Below are 16,450 nucleotides of genomic sequence, written 5' to 3' on the forward strand. Positions count from 1 at the left end.
AAAAAACATCAATACTTATGAAAAAAATAGGAATTTTATTTGGGCAAGAAAGATCATTTCCACAGGCTTTTGTTGATCGTGTAAATCAGAAAGCAGTAGATGGCATTACGGCCGAATTTGTAAACATCAGTAAGGTTTTTCAAGCCGAGCAACCAGAATATGCGGTCATCATCGATCGCATTTCGCAAGATGTGCCTTTCTATCGGGCTTACCTAAAAAATGCAGCCATGGGTGGCACGGCAGTGATCAACAATCCATTTTGGTGGAGTGCAGACGAGAAGTTCTTTAACAATGCGTTGGCAGTAAACATTGGCGTTCCCGTTCCAAAAACTGCTTTGATCCCATCAAGAGAACACCCTGACGACACAACGGAAAAATCGTTCAGCAACCTGGCCATGCCAATGGATTGGGATGCCATATTTGAATACACAGGTTTCCCTGCTTACATGAAACCTTTTGACGGTGGTGGATGGAAGGAAGTTTATAAACTACATGACAAAGAGGATTTCTTTGATAAGCACAGCCAGACCAAACAAACGGTAATGATGCTACAAGAAAGATCATGTTCGAAGAATATTTTAGGTGTTATTGTATTGGTGGCAAATATGTACGCATTATGCAATATGAGCCACGCAACCCACATCACTTGCGTTATGTGATCGATGGCCCAAAACCAAGTGAAAAACTGCTAAAAACGATTGAAGAGTATACCTTAAAATTGAACAAATATTTAGGCTACGATTTTAACACTGTTGAATTCGCTGTTCGCAATGGAGTGCCTATTGCCATCGATTTCTGTAATCCGGCACCAGATGCGGGTGAAGAAAGCGTGGGTGCAGAAAACTTTGAATGGGTGGTAGAAACCGCAGCAACTTATGCCATAGAAAAAGCCAAGGCTCAAAAATTTGGTCAGGACAATCTAACCTGGGGCGAATATGTAAAAACATCTGCAGCAGGCACACCCCTAACCGGCAAAACTGCAGCACCAAAAACCAAGGCTGCTCCCGCTGCTAAAGCAAGTGCTACGGCAAAACCTAAAGCCACAAAAGCACCTGCCAAGACCGTTAAAAAAGCAGCAACAACCAAGAAATAAATGAGCTAATATAAATAGGGAATAAAGATGATGAATGAATTTACGCTCGGAATTGAGGAAGAATACATGGTAATTGATCCCGTTACCAGAGAGTTAACCTCACATGACCAGAAAATAGTTGAATCTGCACAGAAGATTCATAAAGACCAAGTAAAAGCAGAAATGCACCAGGCCGTAGTAGAAGTGGGCACTGGAATATGCCATAATACGGAACAGGCCAGAAAAGAAATCTCACAGTTACGTTATACCGTCTCCCAGTTGGCGGGAGAACAAGGTTTGCGGATAGGTGCCGCAGGTACACATCCATTTTCGCATTGGGAGAAACAATTGATCACCGAACATCCGCGTTACAGTGAAATTGTAAACGAACTACAAGAGGCTGCCCGTTCAAACCTGATTTTTGGGCTGCATGTACATGTTGGCTTTCAATCTAGAGAATTGGCCATCCATATTGCCAACCAGGTAAGGTATTTTTTACCCCATGTATTTGCACTGTCTACCAACTCTCCTTTTTGGGAAAGTAGAAATACCGGTTATAAATCTTTCAGGACAAAGATTTTTGACAAGTTTCCCCGTACTGGTATTCCAGATATTTTCAATAGCATAGAAGATTATGACAATTATGTAAAGCTGTTGATCAAAACCAATTGCATGGACAATGCAAAGAAAATATGGTGGGACATCCGTGTACATCCATTTTTTGACACGGTAGAGTTCCGCATCTGCGACTGCCCGATGTTGATTGATGAAACGATGGCTTTTACCGCATTGTTCCAGGCATTATGCGCCAAGTTGTACAAACTGCGTTTACAGAACATGGAGTTCATCAGTTATTCTAGGGCATTGATCAACGAAAACAAATGGAGAGCAGCACGTTATGGCATTGATGGCAACCTGATCGATTTCGGAAAAGAGATGGAAGTCAACTGCAGAAACCTGATCTTAGAGCTTCTTGATTTTGTTGATGATGTAGTTGACGAATTGGGCAGTAGAAATGATATCAATTATGTACATAAAATTTTAGCAAATGGTACCGGAGCCGATAGACAGTTAGCTGTTTACGAGCAAACGGGTAGCTTTGAATCGGTGGTAGATTACATTACCACCCAAACATTAATAGGCGCAGGATAAATGAGTGAGAAAAAAATTAAGGTTGCAGTTATAGACATGAACAATGGTTTCCCCAACCAAGGAATGAGGGGGATTCAGGAACTGCTACAAAGCTACCGTGAGCAATCACAACTAGATATGGTCTATGATTTTTTCGACCTGAGGCAAAAAGGAGAAATACCAGACCTGACTTACGACATCTACATCTCTAGTGGCGGACCTGGAAGTCCGTTTGATGGAGAAGGTGAAAAATGGGAGCATGATTTCTTCTTTTTGTTAGATGAGATTGAGCATTTCAATATCAAAAACGAACATAAAAAACATGTTTTCCTGATCTGCCACTCTTTTCAGCTGGCCTGCAGAAAATATGGTTTGGGAACGGTGACCAGAAGAAAATCTAATGCATTTGGCATTTTCCCCATCAACCTAACCACCGACGGAGAAGCCGAAACTGTATTTGATGGTTTACCAGACCCTTTTTATTCTGTTGACAGTAGAGATTGGCAAGTGGTACAACCTAACGAAGAAGATTTTGAGAAAAAGGGAGCTAAGATTTTGGCCATCGAAAAAGAACGTCCGCATGTACCGCTAGAACGCTGTTTAATGGCTATCCGTTTTTCAGAGCAGATCATTGGCACACAATTTCATCCAGAAGCAGACCCTATCGGGATGAAGATGTACCTTTTGAAAGAAGAGAAAAAAACGGCCATTATTGAAAACCATGGGGAAGACAAATACTTTGACATGCTCAATAGCCTGGATGATCCGGGTCGGATTACACTGACACAAAGTATCATTCTACCCAACTTTTTGAACCAAGCTATCCATGCCCTGCAAGAAGTTTAAGCGACCATCGTGCTGAACTAAAGAAAGGTTAATTTAATCCATCTACCATGATTAAAAAATATCGTGAAGCTTTTAATACCAGTTTTACTGCTGAGAAATATGACAGGTTCCTTTCCAAATTGGGGAAAGGGTTTCCTGCCATTCCTTTTCGTGTAGCCGAAACGCCTATTTTTATTCCATCGGCCTTAAAAGAAAAATTAATTGCGGCGGGTGAGGAAATCATTGCACTGATCAAACAGGCTAATTTCAAGGCCCTCACTCAAAATGCTATTCCTACGCAATGGAATGTACCCAATGAAACTTCGCACCCCCATTTTTTGACTTTTGACTACGGCTTGTGCAAAGACGAACATGGTGAAGTGACCCCGATGTTGATTGAGATGCAGGGCTTTCCATCTTTATATGGATTTCAGTCGCATTTGGCCGCTAACTATAAAAAGTCTTTTGACCTAGATCAAAATCTTAGTCCTTATTTTGAGGGTTTAGATGAGCTTTCGTATTTCGAGTTGCTCAAAAAAGTAATTATCGGTAACCATGCCCCACATGAAGTTGCTTTGATGGATGTGGATGCACCTAATCAGAAAACAGCCATCGATTTTTTTGTGACTGCCAAACATTTGGGCATTAAAATCTTGGCATTATCTGAGATCATAAAAGAAGGCGATCAACTTTTTTATGAAGAGGGTGGTCAAAAAATAAGGTTGAAACGCATCTATAACCGTTTGATCTTTGATGAGGTTGCCGATGATGAAAATATCTTTAAAAACAGTTTCGACCCGAGGGCAGCATTAGATATTGAATGGATCACGCATCCCAATTGGTTTTACCGGATCAGTAAGTATACCATGCCCTTTTTAAATAGCAAGTTTGTACCTGAAACCCGTTTCTTAAATACGGTAAAAGATATTCCAACAGATTTAGAGAATTATGTCCTAAAACCGCTGTTCTCTTTTGCAGGTATGGGTGTAATCATCGATGTAACTGAAGCAGATATCCAACAGATCAATGACCCAGAAAATTGGATCTTGCAGCGAAAAGTAACTTACGAACCTGTAATTGAAGCGCCTGATGCTGGGGTAAAAGCAGAAATAAGAATGATGTACCTATGGCCGGAGGGTGAAGAGCCACAACTATGTATCAATTTGGGACGTTTAAGCCGTGGTAAAATGATTGGTGTACGTTACAATAAAGATTTTGATTGGGTGGGCGGTACCGTTGGTTTGATGGAAACCTCTGGCGCGTGAGGGCAAGAACCAAGGGTTCGAGAACTGCTCCATTCACTAATTCTCTCATTCAATCATTAATTATTTTGACAGTTCTCTGAACCACATTTATTAAATAATCGTAATTTTGCAGTATGGATATCCAGTTTATCTTAATCATGATCATTTTTGCAGGCGCATTATTTTATGTAGGCCGAATGATTTATCGTGCCATATATCCAAAATCAACTGGCTGTGCTTCTGGCTGTGGCAAATGTGCAGCAAACTTCGATAACATTCCTGCACCTAAGAAATAATTTTTCGATGCTGGACAAATTCGCAATTTATCTAAGGGAAAGACTAAACATTACCGACGAACAAGCGGAACAAGCAGTAAGTTGCCTAAAGACTAAAAGCATTAAAAAGGGTCAAATTCTTTTAAATGCCGGCGACCTTAAATCTGATGCTTATTTTATCAATAGTGGGTTATTGCGGTATTTCTCTATCGATGAGAAAGGCAAAGAACATATTATCCAATTTGCACCAGAAAACTGGATGTTGTCTGACAGGGATACCACTGTTTTTAACGAGCCCTCTGCTTTTTACATCGACGCCATTGAGGATACCGAAGTTGTGGTAGTGAAAAAAGATTTTTTCCCTGCGATCAAGAATATCGTTCCAGAAATTTTGGAGCTCAACATTCTCATGTTGCATAATTCTATCCGTTTTATGCAAAAAAGAATAAACATGCTGCTCAGTGCAACTGCCGAAGAAAGGTACCTGAACTTCATCAAACTCTATCCCAACCTTACCCTGCGCGTACCACAATGGATGATTGCCTCTTATTTGGGCATTACACCAGAATCTTTGAGCCGTGTACGCAAAGACCTTGCTAACAAGCATTTTAGGTAGTGTAATCTAATACATGATTGACAAACAACTCAGTGTTCGTTGTTTCTTATCATACATCAATGTGTAGCCAAACTACTCGCCTTAACTTTGTGTTATTAATTTAAACAAAACATAAAGCAAATTATATGGCAACTACAAAATGGACATTAGATCCAACCCACAGCGAACTACAGTTTAAAGTAAAACACTTGATGATCACTACCGTTACTGGCAACCTGAAATCTTTTTCAGCAGAGTTAGCTTCAGAAGGTGATGATTTTACCAATGCCGACATTTCTTTTAAAGGTGACATCGACTCGATAGACACTGGAAACAACGACCGCGATAACCATTTAAAAAGTGGCGATTTCTTTGATGCAGAGAAATTTGCACACATCGAGTTTAAATCTTCTTCAGTAGAAAAAGACGGTAATGATTATACGGTTAAAGGTAACTTGACCATTAAAGGTGAAACCAAGCCAGTGAAATTAACTGCTGAGTTTGGCGGTATCGCTACAGATCGATGGGGAAACACCAAAGCAGGTTTTACCTTAAGTGGAAAAATCAACCGCTCCGATTTTGGTTTAACCTGGAATGCAGCTTTAGAAACTGGTGGTGTAATGGTAAGCGAAGAAGTAAGGATTTTAGGCGAGTTGCAATTCGTAAAACAAGCCTAAATACAAATGGGTGGTGTTAAGCGTTAAGCACCACCATTCAATACCCAGCGCAAACTTAGTCTTTTCAATCATGAAAGCGAATACAAAACAAATAGCCGCAATTTTAAATCCACCTGCACCACATATGGTTGGCGATGGTTTTAGGGTACACAATTTTTTCCCTAGTGGATATAAATTAAAAATGAGCCCATTCTTTATGCTCGATTACAATGCAAAGATCGAATTCTCTGCCCGTAATGAACCGCGTGGTGTGGGTGTACACCCACATCGTGGATTTGAAACCGTTACCATTGCCTATCATGGGGCTGTTGCACATCACGACAGTGCTGGAAACAGTGGGATTATCTATCCTGGTGATATCCAATGGATGACTGCGGCCAGTGGTATCCTACATAAAGAATACCACGAAGAACAGTTCAGCAAAAAAGGTGGTCCTTTTCAAATGGTGCAACTTTGGGTAAACCTTCCAGCAAAGGATAAAATGAGTACCCCAAAATACCAAGGTGTGAAACAAAGTGAAATACAGCAATATATTTTACCAGAAAATACCGGGGTGATTGAAGTGATTGCAGGTGAATACAAGGATAAAAAAGGTAGTGTATCTACTTTTAGTCCGATAGAAATGTATAATGCTCGATTAAACCAAGGGGCTAAGGTTGATTTTGATCTCCCTGCAACTTACAACACCGCATTTGTGATCATTGAGGGCAAGATAAAGGTTAATGGTGAGGAAATTGCCCAAACAGACCGGATGGTCCATTTTAAAAACGAAGGAACACACATTGAAGTAGAAGCCTTGGCCAATAGTGTGGTACTGGTTTTAAGTGGCGAACCGATCAATGAGCCGATTGCAGCTTATGGTCCATTTTTAATGAATAAACCCGAAGAGATACAACAAGCTATAGCCGATTATAACGAAGGTAGATTCGGCTATCTAGAAGAGTAATATTCGTTTCTTTTTTTCTGAAAATCGGCAAATTGCGTTTCACGTCAAATTGCCGATTTTTTTTGGCTTATATCTTCTCGATCAGGCAAACCGCATAGGCCACCACACCTTCTTCTCTCCCAATAAAGCCCATCTGCTCATTTGTAGTTGCCTTCACAGAGATATCATCAACTGCAATGCCTGCTGCTGCAGCAATATGCGCTTGCATCTGCGGAATATATGGATTGATCTTAGGGGCTTCCAAACATAACATCGCATCAATATTACCAATCTGATAGCCTTTTTCAGTTAATAGTTTTACCGTTTCCTGCAACAGGATTACACTGCTTATCCCCTTCCAGCGTGGGTCGGTATTCTTGAAATGAAAGCCAATATCTCTTAGATTTGCTGCACCTAAAAGTGCATCGCAGATGGCGTGTAACAATACATCGGCATCCGAATGTCCAAATGCACCCTGATGATGCTCTAGTGTAACACCGCCAACTACAAAAGGATGGCCGTCTTTTAATTGATGGACATCGAAACCAAAACCTACCTTAATTTTCATTGGATTATAATTATATCATGAGCTCTTGCAAGCTCGGTTAAAGAAAATGAAGCCTACCTGTTATTCTTTTTTAAGATGTAGTTCTTATTTGTTATTCCCAAAGTTGAAAAGCAAGCTAAATCTAAGTGTATTAGCTAATGGGCTTTTTTGCGGATTTGCGATCAGATAGGCAAAATCGATATTGAAAACATTGTATTTTAAACCTGCGCCCAATGTAAAATAGCGTCGATCTCCTTTTTCTGGGGTTTCATAAAAATAGCCCGCTCTTAATGCAAACTGTTGGTTATACCAATATTCTGCTCCTGCGGCAATACTTATTTCTTTCATTTCTTCGCTAAACCCTCCTGGAGCATCACTAAATGAACCGAACATCCCAGACAGTGCTGAACGGTTTGGGTCTTTCCCTGAAATGATCGTCCCATTCGAATCTCTGATCGGCTGTGTAGGCACCATCAATTTGTTAAAATCTAAGGCAAAAGTAAATTGGTTATAATCGTCTATGATCAATGTAGAAGCCCCGCCCAATTTAAGATTGGTTGGCAGGAAATAATCATCTCCTCCCTCTACATAACTCATTTTAGTACCAATGTTAGAGATATTTAAACCTGCCGAAAGAATGGCATCTTTACCGAACAATATGGTAGGTTTTTTATAAAATGCAGAAACGTCTAAGGCAAATGCCTTGCCTGCTTTTGTTTGCTGTCCGGCAGAAAACTGACCAGAAGTTAAATTAGAATAGATAAATCTTGCCGTTGTACCTAGAGAAAATTCATTGCCAAATCTTTTGGCATAGGTTGCATCGATTGCAAATTCGTTGGGGCTATAAATGCCTAGGTCTTGTTGACCAGCATCCGTCAATTGAATTTGGCCCAAAGAGAAATAACGCATTGAACCACCTAGCGTACTTTGGTCATTCAGTTTATAAAACCCACTGATGTAAGCTAGATTAATGTCTGGCACCAAGCTTTTTAACCATGGGCTATAAGAAGCAGAAAATCCATAGGGTTTCTCTAAAAATGCCAACTTAGCCGGATTAATGCTCATTGAATTTGCATCTGGTTGTACCGCTACACCCGCTTCGCCCATACTACCCGCCCTTGCATCAGGTGTAATCAGCAAAAAAGGCACCGCCGAAGACACATTATTAGACTGACTACCATTAGTTTGTGTACCTGGTTGCACAACTTGGGCTCTCAATTTTCCACAAAATATCACTAAAGAAAGTATACCAATGGCAGCTGTGCTAAAGTACTTTGAATTCATTTGTTGGATAATAGGTATATAACTAGTATGCAAGTTAACATAGTGTTTACTAATTTCAAAGCTTTAAAATAGCCTATTTTGAATATCTTACCGTAAACATTTGATAAATGTAACTTTTACCTATAAATGTATAAAAGATTATTGATTAATCACCATCACCACTTGCCATATCCTTAAAAATACGCTTTAAGTGTTTTCAGCGCTGTGCTAAAAGCGAGCTAAAATCTAACAGAGTTGGACATCACATCCTTATTGTTTTCCTTATAGTTAACTTTATTTCCATTCAGGAATAATTTTACTTCAAGCATTTCAAAAGTTTTTTTGGCAGATCGCTCTTTTTTTATGTAATTTTATCAGTTAAGTGTGATAAAGACACCATTTATGAGAAAAATATTTTTATACCTAGCTACTTTCTTCATCAGTATTACCATCCTTTCGTCTTGTAGTGGAAAAAAGAATAATGCAGGTGTATCGAGTAAAACAGGTTATGCTTACAACGAAAGAGCGAATGGCGGTTTTGAAGTTGCCAGCAAATTTAAACGCGGAATCGGAGAAGGGCTAATCGAAATTGAAGGGGGAGAGTTTATCATGGGCGGTAGCGCCGTTGATATCCCCGGACAAGACCTGAGCAACTACTCTTATAAAAGAGAAGTTACCATCAGTTCTTTCTATATGGATGAGACCGAGGTTTCGAATACCAACTGGTTGGAATATTTAAATTGGATCAGAAGGAATTTTCCTAAAGACGAACAATATTATTATGAAGAGCTACCTGATACCTTGGTTTGGCGTAGCCCACTTTCTTTTAACGAGCCCTTTGTAAACAACTACTTGAGACACCCTGCCTATAAGGATTACCCTGTTGTTGGCGTAAGTGCAAAACAGGCAGAACGTTATTGTGTGTGGAGAACAGACATGGTAAATGAGAAATTATTAAGGGACAAAGGTTACATGAACTCATTTGCAGTGATCAATGGTACTGCTACTGGTAGAAATGCACCTACTACACCTATCCCTAAAAAAGATACTCCTTTTAATACCGAACTTTATTTAAATGGTCAAAATGAAGATAAAGGCCCTAATGCCAAAGCAGATCTAAACCCTGCAGCAACACCAACAGCAGGAGCTGCCACAACGGGAAGAAGGGGTGCGCCTATTGCGACAAGAAATGTTAGGCTTGAAGATGGGGTAATTTTACAGCCTTATCGTTTACCTACCGAAGCTGAGTGGGAATATGCAGCTTTAGCATTGATCGGAAATACCAAAAACCAAAATATTGAAGAGAAAAGACTCTATCCTTGGAATGGACTTGGCATTACTTCGGCTAAGAAAAGAACAAGAGGACAGATTTTGGCCAACTTTAAAAGAAACAGAGGCGATTACATGGGTGTAGGTGGTGCTTTAAATGATAAGGCAGCATTTACCGAGGATGTAAAAAGTTACCTGCCAAATGATTTTGGCTTGTACAACATGGCCGGAAATGTTAACGAATGGGTAGCAGATGTTTATCGTGCGGCTACTTATGAGCAAGCTGATGCTTTAAATCCTTTTAGAGGTAACCAGTTTACCAACAAAGACAGAGATCCTAATACAGGGGCTTTAAAGGCAGATAAGTATGGCAAACCACAAATGGTAAAAGCCAATTCTGGTAAAAAACAGACTTGGGAGGAATTGCAGGCCAATAAAACTGCAGGCACTGATGCTTATAATGCAGATGAACGTGGGTACCGTGATGAACAAAGTCCATTATATGGCATAAGTACTTTGATCAATGACAAGTCGAGGGTGTACAAAGGTGGTTCATGGAACGACCAGGCCCAGTGGTTAAATCCTGCTGCCAGAAGACATCTACAAGAAGATGATTCTAGTGCAGATATTGGTTTCCGTTGTGCGATGACCATGCTTGGTTCTTCTCAGATCAAACCTACCAAAACATTCAAATCCGGAAAATAAATATTATTCATATAACAGAAAAGGCCAGCATTTGCTGGCCTTTTCTGTTTAATTAAAACTCACTAATATTTCGTTCTTTTCTACTTTATCACCCTGCTTGACCTCTATTTTTTTGATGACCCCATCTGTTGGCGATTTGATCATGTTCTCCATTTTCATGGCTTCAAGCACCAAAAGATTATCGCCCTTTTTCACTTCTGCACCTTCTGTTGCCAAAACATTCAATACCAGACCTGGCATAGGTGCCTTGATCTGTTGTATTTTGTTCACAGCCAGATTGTCCATTCCCAATTGTTGTAACAATTGGTCAAATTGGTCTTTGATGGTTAAGCTATAAACATTACCATTCACCTTTACAGTAGCTGTTTTCTCTTCTTTATTCAATTCAACAACTTCTATGTTATAAGAATTGTTTTGATATAACACATGGGTTTTGTTTACTCCTAATTCAGTACGGTCTAATACAACCGCCTCATCATTTACGTGAAGTTGTTTGTTTACCGTTGTTATATTGAAATTGTACTTGTTATTTACGTTTAGCTGATACATATTATTGAGTTAATGCATATTGGATCAAGTTAGCGCCCATTTTAAGCGCTTTATTTCTACTTTCTTGTGTGTCGGTATAAGTCCCAAAGTCTTCCCAACCATTGCCCAAATCACATTCATAAGTATAATAACAAACTATCCTACCTTTCCATACCAAGGCAAAACCTTGTGGTCTTTTCCCATCGTGTTCATGTATTTTAGGTAAACCCAAAGGGAATTTAAATTTCTGGTTGTATATTTTATGATCTGATGGCAATTCTACAAAGCTCAGTTCGGGAAATACTTTTTTCATCTGCGGGCGGATAAACTTATCCAAACCATAATTATCATCGATATGCAGAAACCCACCACCAATCAGATATTTTCTCAGGTTGTTGGCTTCCTGCTCTGTAAATATCACATTGCCATGGCCTGTCATGTATACAAAAGGATAGTTATACAGTTCTGCGCTTCCTACTTCCACTATGCCCTCATCAGGCATAAAATTGGTAGCGATATTCTTATTGCAAAAATCAATCAGATTCGGCAGCGCCGTTCTGTTTCCATACCAATCGCCACCTCCGCTATATTTCAGTTTACCCATTTTATAGGTCGGCGCCTTGAAGCTTGTTAAAAGAACCAAAGTCAAAAACCCAAAGCATAAAGCTAAGTGCTTTAACTTCAAAATTGACAATGGGAAACGAATAACTGATCTATTCATCTATTGATATAGTTAACTTCAAAACATGCTGCCAATGCAGCCGTTTCTGTCCTAAGGCGTGTTGTACCTAAAGTTACAGGTTTATAACCATTTTGCAAAGCCGCATCGAGTTCTGCTGGTGTAAAATCTCCCTCAGGACCAATTAAAATCAAATACGATTGATGTGGCACAATCACCTGCTTTACGAATGGTTTTTCTCCTTCCATACAGTGTGCGATCATTTTTACCGCATCCGTTTTTTGTTTCATCAATTCGGCAAAAGAAATAGTTGGATTCAATTGAGGGTGATAAGCCGTTAGCGATTGTTTAACCGCTGAAGTGATCACTTTCTCCAATCGTTCTTCCCTTACGATCTTGCGTTCAGAACGGTCGCAGATCAATGGGGTAATTTCGTCTATCCCAATTTCGGTGGCCTTTTCTAAAAACCACTCCAATCGGTCTATATTTTTGGTGGGTGCAATGGCAATATGCAGATGATGGTTCCGTTTGCCAAACTCCAACTGTTTGCTGATTACTTTTAGCTGAACATTTTTCTTGCTCATGCCATTGATCTCGGCCTCATATAAACCGCCTTTGCCATCTATCAGATGAATGGTGTCTCCAAGGTTTAGGCGGAGCACCTTACTGCAATGTTTACTTTCCTCTTCGTTTAGGGTATAAAGATCTGAGGTAATATCAGGGGTATAAAAAACATGCATTAGCCTTGGTTTTAATGCGTATCTACCATGTCGCTTTTGCTGATCACCAGCTCAAGTTTAATGGTTTCGATATTCTGTTCTGTTTTCTTTAAGATGGTGAATAGGTAACCATAACATTCTTCACTATCCCCTACTTCTGGGATTTTTCCAAATGCATGCGAAACCAGACCACCTACCGTATCAAAATCTTCATCCTCTGGTAGATCATGAGGTAAATGTTCATTCACATCATAAACCGTAGCATAGGCATTGATTACAAATTCTGTATCCGAAATCTTCTCTACCGTTGGTTTCTCTTCATCGTATTCATCTTGGATTCTCTCCAACAATCTCTTCTACGATATCTTCTAAAGTAACCATCCCAGCAGTACCTCCAAATTCATCGATCACGATGGCAATCTGGATACGTTTTTGCTGAAGCTCACTTAACAGGTCGTTGATCTTTTTGGTCTCTGGAACGAAATAAGGCTTTCTGATGATATCACTCAATGCCCACTCTTTGTTGCCTGCCAATAAAGGCAAAACATCCTTAGCGTGAACAATACCAATGATCTTATCAATAATATCATCGTAAACAGGCATACGTGAGTAACCTTCTCCGATAATCGTCTGTACCACTTCCTCTTTCGGTGTATTCAATTCGATGCCTGATATCTTGGTACGTGGCACCATGATATTTTTCACTACACGTTCATTGAAATCAAATACATTCCTGATCAACTCATGCTCATTCGTATCCAATGCCCCACTCTCTTTCCCCTGATCAAGCAAGTAATAAAGTTCTTCTGTACTGTGTACAGACTCGTGCCCACCGACGTTAGAAATGCCAAACAACTTTAAGATCAAAGTAGCAAAGCCATTTAACAACCAGATAAAGGGCCTAAATACCCAATAAAACCCTTGTAAAGGTAAAGCCACAAATAAGGTAGTGGCAACAGGCTTTTGGATGGCAACAGATTTAGGTGCAAGTTCTCCAAAAACGATGTGCATTACCGTAATAAAAGAGAAGGCAATGATTGGTGATGCTGTTTTAGAAAAAGATACAACTACATCCTGACTGTAATTCAATTTGTACATCAAATTCTCAATCAGATGATGCATTACGCCCTCACCAACCCAACCTAAGCCCAGAGAGGCCAAGGTAATACCCAATTGCGTAGCGGCCAAATAGCCATCTAAATGCTGGGTAATGTGTTTGGCGATATTTGCAACACGATTTCCTGTTTTTGCTTTGATTCTATCTGAGATGCCCTAACTTTTACGATAGCAAATTCTGCTGCAACGAAAAATCCGTTCAGGGCTACTAGGAAAAAGGTTAAAAATATCTGAAATCCCATTAAGAATTATTTCTAAATTTCTTATTGTAGAGCTCTATGCTTTCTTGTATTACTTTATGCGCATAACGCACGCCCAACAAGTGCTCTATGGTTACTTTCTTTTCTTCTAATGCTTTATAATCCTGAAAGAACTTTACAATCTCTTTCATGGTATGTGGTGGCAACTCTGGTAAATCATTGATGTAATTTACCGACATATCGTTTTTGGCTACCGCAATGATCTTATCATCTTGTTCTCCATTATCTACCATATGCATTACACCAATCACCTTGGCTTCAATAATGGTCATCGGGTAAACATCTACAGAACATAATACCAAAATGTCCAATGGGTCATTATCGTCACAATAAGTTTGTGGAATAAAACCATAATTTGCAGGGTACATTACAGATGAGAACAATACTCTATCTAATTTGATCAAATTAGATTCTTTGTCAATTTCGTACTTCGCTTTTGATCCTTTAGGGATTTCTATAATTGCATTTACTGTTTCAGGCAGGTTTTCGCCAGGAGAAACGCTATGCCATGGATGATGATCGTCTTTACTCATTTTCTTCTTCAATCTCTATTTCATTTTCAGCACCACCTTTAGTTACCTTCTTTTTCACAAAGGTGATCACAAGTGGTATGGTAGTGATGACAATGAAACCTATTATAATATAAACCAAATATTCTTCTATTTGTTCGGCAAAACGTTTACCGAGAAAATATCCCAACAAAGTTAAGGAAGCTATCCATAATATTGCACCCGCAACGTTATAAAGTGCAAATTTTTTAAGATCCAATTTAACAACTCCGGCAAAAATCGGGGCAAATGTTCTTACTATTGGTACAAACCTACCCATGATCAGGGCAAAAGCACCTTGTTTTCTATAATATTGTTCTGCTGCAATCAGGTATCTTTTTTTAAAGAAAAAGGTATCTTTTCTTTTGTAGAGTACCGGCCCTGTCTTCCGACCAAACCAATAACCCGTAAAATTGCCTGAAATGGCCGAAATGCATAGACCAAGGATCAACACATAAATGTTCACATCCAGTTTTCCGGTAGCCACAAACATACCGGCCAAAAACAATAAATAATCACCTGGTAAAAAGAAACCGAAGAACAGACCGGTTTCGGCAAAAATCACAAACAAAACAACATAAAAGCCACCCTCTTTCAGTAGTTTTTCAGGGTCAATAAAATGCTGTAATGAATTCCAGAATTCTTGCATAGTTCAATTATTCGTAAAACTACAAATAATATTCTACATCAACAGGTTATATCAGATTTAAAATAAGTGATGGATAAACACCTAATAACAAGGTTACTATTACAGACAATACCAATACAATCTTATATTGCAATGGGGCATCTAACTCTACCTCTGCTCCTTCTTTGAACCAAATGGCAATGATCACCTTGAAATAATAATAAAATCCAACCAGGGCATTTAGAATAGCGATCACTACTAATCCTACCTGATAATTTTCCATTACATTCAAAAACATGACATACTTACCAATAAAACCTGCAGTTAATGGTATACCTGCTAATGAAAGCATAGCCACCGTTAAGGTAAATGCAGCCAAAGGATTTCTTTTGCCCAAGCCGTTAAAGCTATCAATGCTATCGCTACCTGTTTTTTGCTTCACTAAGATTAATACTGCAAAGGCAATGATACTTGCAAAGGTATAAGCAGCGGCATACACCAAAACATTACTTGCAGAATTAGCAGTTAAAACAACCAACGAGAACAATAGGTATCCTGCATGCGAGATACTTGAATAGGCAAGCATTCTTTTGAAGTTCTTCTGATATAAAGCTGTGATGTTACCAATACATAAAGTAAGGATCACAACTACCATCAATGCTGGCATCCAGAAATCGTGCAACGGCTCAAATGCACCTGCAAACAATCTTAAGAAAGCTGCAAAACCTGCCGTTTTAACAACGGTCGACATAAACGCTGTAATCAGTGAAGGAGAACCTTCATACACATCTGGTGTCCAGAAATGGAAAGGTGCTGCACCTACTTTGAAACATAGACCGATCATCATCAAAATCACACCTGGATAAAATAAAGGTGAAACTGATTTTACATTGTCTACCAAATATTGTTGGATAACCGCAATATCAAATGAACCTGTTGCGCCATAGATCAAAGTGATACCGAACAATAAAAATCCGGTAGAAAATGCGCCCATCAAGAAATACTTTAACGAAGCTTCGTTTGATGCGAAATTTAGTTTTCTGATACCTGCAAGGATATACAATGCAACCGACATGATCTCTACACCGATAAACAACATCGACATGTTCTGATAAGAAACCATGATGGTAATGCCGCACAAGGCAAAAAGAATCAGTGTAAAGTACTCTGCAATGTTATCACTCCCCTCTGCAAAATAACGTTGGGTAAGCAGGAAGATAAAAAATGTACCAATAATAGAGATTGCTGAAAATGCCAATGCGAAATTGTCCATCCTCATCATTCCGAAATAGGTGGTAGGATTATTCCAAGCACAGATCGTAAAACCTAATGCAACAAGCAATCCGATCAACGTAAGGGGTAGTAAGGCTTTTTTTGCCTTAAACAAACCTGCATAAAGTACTACTAAAGCCGTAACGGCAATGGTTATAATAATGTTCATCTG

General features: G+C 39.3%; 18 protein-coding genes and 1 pseudogene. 10 read left to right on the forward strand and 9 right to left on the reverse strand.

The annotated features are described in order from the left end of the window. Positions 1 to 17 precede the first annotated feature (17 nt). The 9 genes from ACFJIZ_RS14985 (at position 18) to ACFJIZ_RS15025 (ending at position 6,765) form a co-directional block, all read left to right on the forward strand. Positions 18 to 659: a RimK family alpha-L-glutamate ligase gene (locus ACFJIZ_RS14985; RefSeq protein ID WP_379085647.1), complete on the forward strand. Its 642-nt coding sequence runs from the start codon at positions 18 to 20 to the stop codon at positions 657 to 659. Further along, a complete protein-coding gene (locus ACFJIZ_RS14990) occupies positions 617 to 1,093 on the forward strand; it encodes a hypothetical protein (RefSeq protein ID WP_379085650.1) in 477 nt (158 codons plus the stop codon). Before ACFJIZ_RS14985 ends, ACFJIZ_RS14990 begins: the two co-directional genes overlap by 43 nt. Positions 1,094 to 1,120: 27 nt before the next feature. Continuing rightward, positions 1,121 to 2,224 carry a carboxylate-amine ligase gene (locus ACFJIZ_RS14995; RefSeq protein WP_379085653.1) on the forward strand — a complete coding sequence of 368 codons (1,104 nt, stop codon included), beginning with the start codon at positions 1,121 to 1,123 and terminating at the stop codon, positions 2,222 to 2,224. Continuing rightward, positions 2,225 to 3,049: a type 1 glutamine amidotransferase gene (locus tag ACFJIZ_RS15000; RefSeq protein ID WP_379085656.1), complete on the forward strand. Its 825-nt coding sequence runs from the start codon at positions 2,225 to 2,227 to the stop codon at positions 3,047 to 3,049. A 47-nt stretch (positions 3,050 to 3,096) separates the two neighbouring features. Then, positions 3,097 to 4,293: a hypothetical protein gene (locus tag ACFJIZ_RS15005; protein WP_379085659.1), complete on the forward strand. Its 1,197-nt coding sequence runs from the start codon at positions 3,097 to 3,099 to the stop codon at positions 4,291 to 4,293. A gap of 137 nt (positions 4,294 to 4,430) precedes the next feature. Then, complete coding sequence (locus ACFJIZ_RS15010) at positions 4,431 to 4,568, forward strand: FeoB-associated Cys-rich membrane protein (protein WP_379085662.1); 138 nt, start codon at positions 4,431 to 4,433, stop codon at positions 4,566 to 4,568. 7 nt (positions 4,569 to 4,575) lie between these two features. Then, positions 4,576 to 5,163 (forward strand): Crp/Fnr family transcriptional regulator, encoded by a 588-nt coding sequence (locus ACFJIZ_RS15015; RefSeq protein WP_379085665.1) that lies wholly within the window; start codon positions 4,576 to 4,578, stop codon positions 5,161 to 5,163. A gap of 125 nt (positions 5,164 to 5,288) precedes the next feature. Then, on the forward strand, positions 5,289 to 5,819 hold the full coding sequence (locus ACFJIZ_RS15020; RefSeq protein ID WP_379085667.1) for a YceI family protein: 531 nt from the start codon (positions 5,289 to 5,291) through the stop codon (positions 5,817 to 5,819). 70 nt (positions 5,820 to 5,889) lie between these two features. Beyond that, the gene (locus tag ACFJIZ_RS15025) at positions 5,890 to 6,765 is read left to right on the forward strand and encodes a pirin family protein (protein WP_379085670.1); all 876 of its coding nucleotides are present in this window, start codon (positions 5,890 to 5,892) and stop codon (positions 6,763 to 6,765) included. Between the two features lie 67 nt (positions 6,766 to 6,832). Here ACFJIZ_RS15025 and ispF read toward each other — a convergent pair whose 3' ends face one another. Both ispF and porV read right to left on the reverse strand, forming a co-directional pair. Next, a complete protein-coding gene (gene ispF / locus ACFJIZ_RS15030; protein WP_379085673.1) occupies positions 6,833 to 7,312 on the reverse strand; it encodes a 2-C-methyl-D-erythritol 2,4-cyclodiphosphate synthase in 480 nt (159 codons plus the stop codon). Between the two features lie 84 nt (positions 7,313 to 7,396). Next, positions 7,397 to 8,575, reverse strand: coding sequence for a type IX secretion system outer membrane channel protein PorV (gene porV / locus ACFJIZ_RS15035; protein WP_379085676.1), 1,179 nt, complete (start codon positions 8,573 to 8,575; stop codon positions 7,397 to 7,399). A gap of 381 nt (positions 8,576 to 8,956) precedes the next feature. On the opposite strand from porV, the gene ACFJIZ_RS15040 reads away from it, so the two are divergent. Beyond that, positions 8,957 to 10,528: an SUMF1/EgtB/PvdO family nonheme iron enzyme gene (locus ACFJIZ_RS15040; RefSeq protein WP_379085678.1), complete on the forward strand. Its 1,572-nt coding sequence runs from the start codon at positions 8,957 to 8,959 to the stop codon at positions 10,526 to 10,528. 48 nt (positions 10,529 to 10,576) lie between these two features. On the opposite strand, the gene ACFJIZ_RS15045 is transcribed toward ACFJIZ_RS15040, so the two are convergent. The 7 genes and pseudogenes from ACFJIZ_RS15045 to ACFJIZ_RS15075 all read right to left on the reverse strand — a co-directional run bounded on the left by ACFJIZ_RS15045 (position 10,577) and on the right by ACFJIZ_RS15075 (position 16,447). Further along, positions 10,577 to 11,077, reverse strand: a complete 501-nt coding sequence (locus ACFJIZ_RS15045; protein ID WP_379085681.1) for an acetyl-CoA carboxylase biotin carboxyl carrier protein subunit — start codon at positions 11,075 to 11,077, stop codon at positions 10,577 to 10,579. A gap of 1 nt (position 11,078) precedes the next feature. Continuing rightward, positions 11,079 to 11,660 carry a DUF4159 domain-containing protein gene (locus tag ACFJIZ_RS15050; protein WP_379085684.1) on the reverse strand — a complete coding sequence of 194 codons (582 nt, stop codon included), beginning with the start codon at positions 11,658 to 11,660 and terminating at the stop codon, positions 11,079 to 11,081. A 113-nt stretch (positions 11,661 to 11,773) separates the two neighbouring features. Beyond that, positions 11,774 to 12,475, reverse strand: coding sequence for a 16S rRNA (uracil(1498)-N(3))-methyltransferase (locus ACFJIZ_RS15055; protein ID WP_379085687.1), 702 nt, complete (start codon positions 12,473 to 12,475; stop codon positions 11,774 to 11,776). A gap of 11 nt (positions 12,476 to 12,486) precedes the next feature. Continuing rightward, a pseudogene (locus ACFJIZ_RS15060) lies at positions 12,487 to 13,812 on the reverse strand (hemolysin family protein). Next, positions 13,812 to 14,363: an inorganic diphosphatase gene (locus ACFJIZ_RS15065; RefSeq protein ID WP_379085690.1), complete on the reverse strand. Its 552-nt coding sequence runs from the start codon at positions 14,361 to 14,363 to the stop codon at positions 13,812 to 13,814. The pseudogene ACFJIZ_RS15060 and the gene ACFJIZ_RS15065 overlap by 1 nt, the downstream one beginning before the upstream one ends. Beyond that, positions 14,356 to 15,027 (reverse strand): DedA family protein, encoded by a 672-nt coding sequence (locus ACFJIZ_RS15070; RefSeq protein WP_379085693.1) that lies wholly within the window; start codon positions 15,025 to 15,027, stop codon positions 14,356 to 14,358. Before ACFJIZ_RS15070 ends, ACFJIZ_RS15065 begins: the two co-directional genes overlap by 8 nt. Before the next feature lie 46 nt (positions 15,028 to 15,073). Continuing rightward, positions 15,074 to 16,447 (reverse strand): NADH-quinone oxidoreductase subunit N, encoded by a 1,374-nt coding sequence (locus ACFJIZ_RS15075; protein WP_379085696.1) that lies wholly within the window; start codon positions 16,445 to 16,447, stop codon positions 15,074 to 15,076. Positions 16,448 to 16,450 lie beyond the last annotated feature (3 nt).

Source organism: Pedobacter sp. UC225_65 (assembly GCF_042698365.1).
Classification (GTDB): Bacteria; Bacteroidota; Bacteroidia; order Sphingobacteriales; family Sphingobacteriaceae; genus Pedobacter.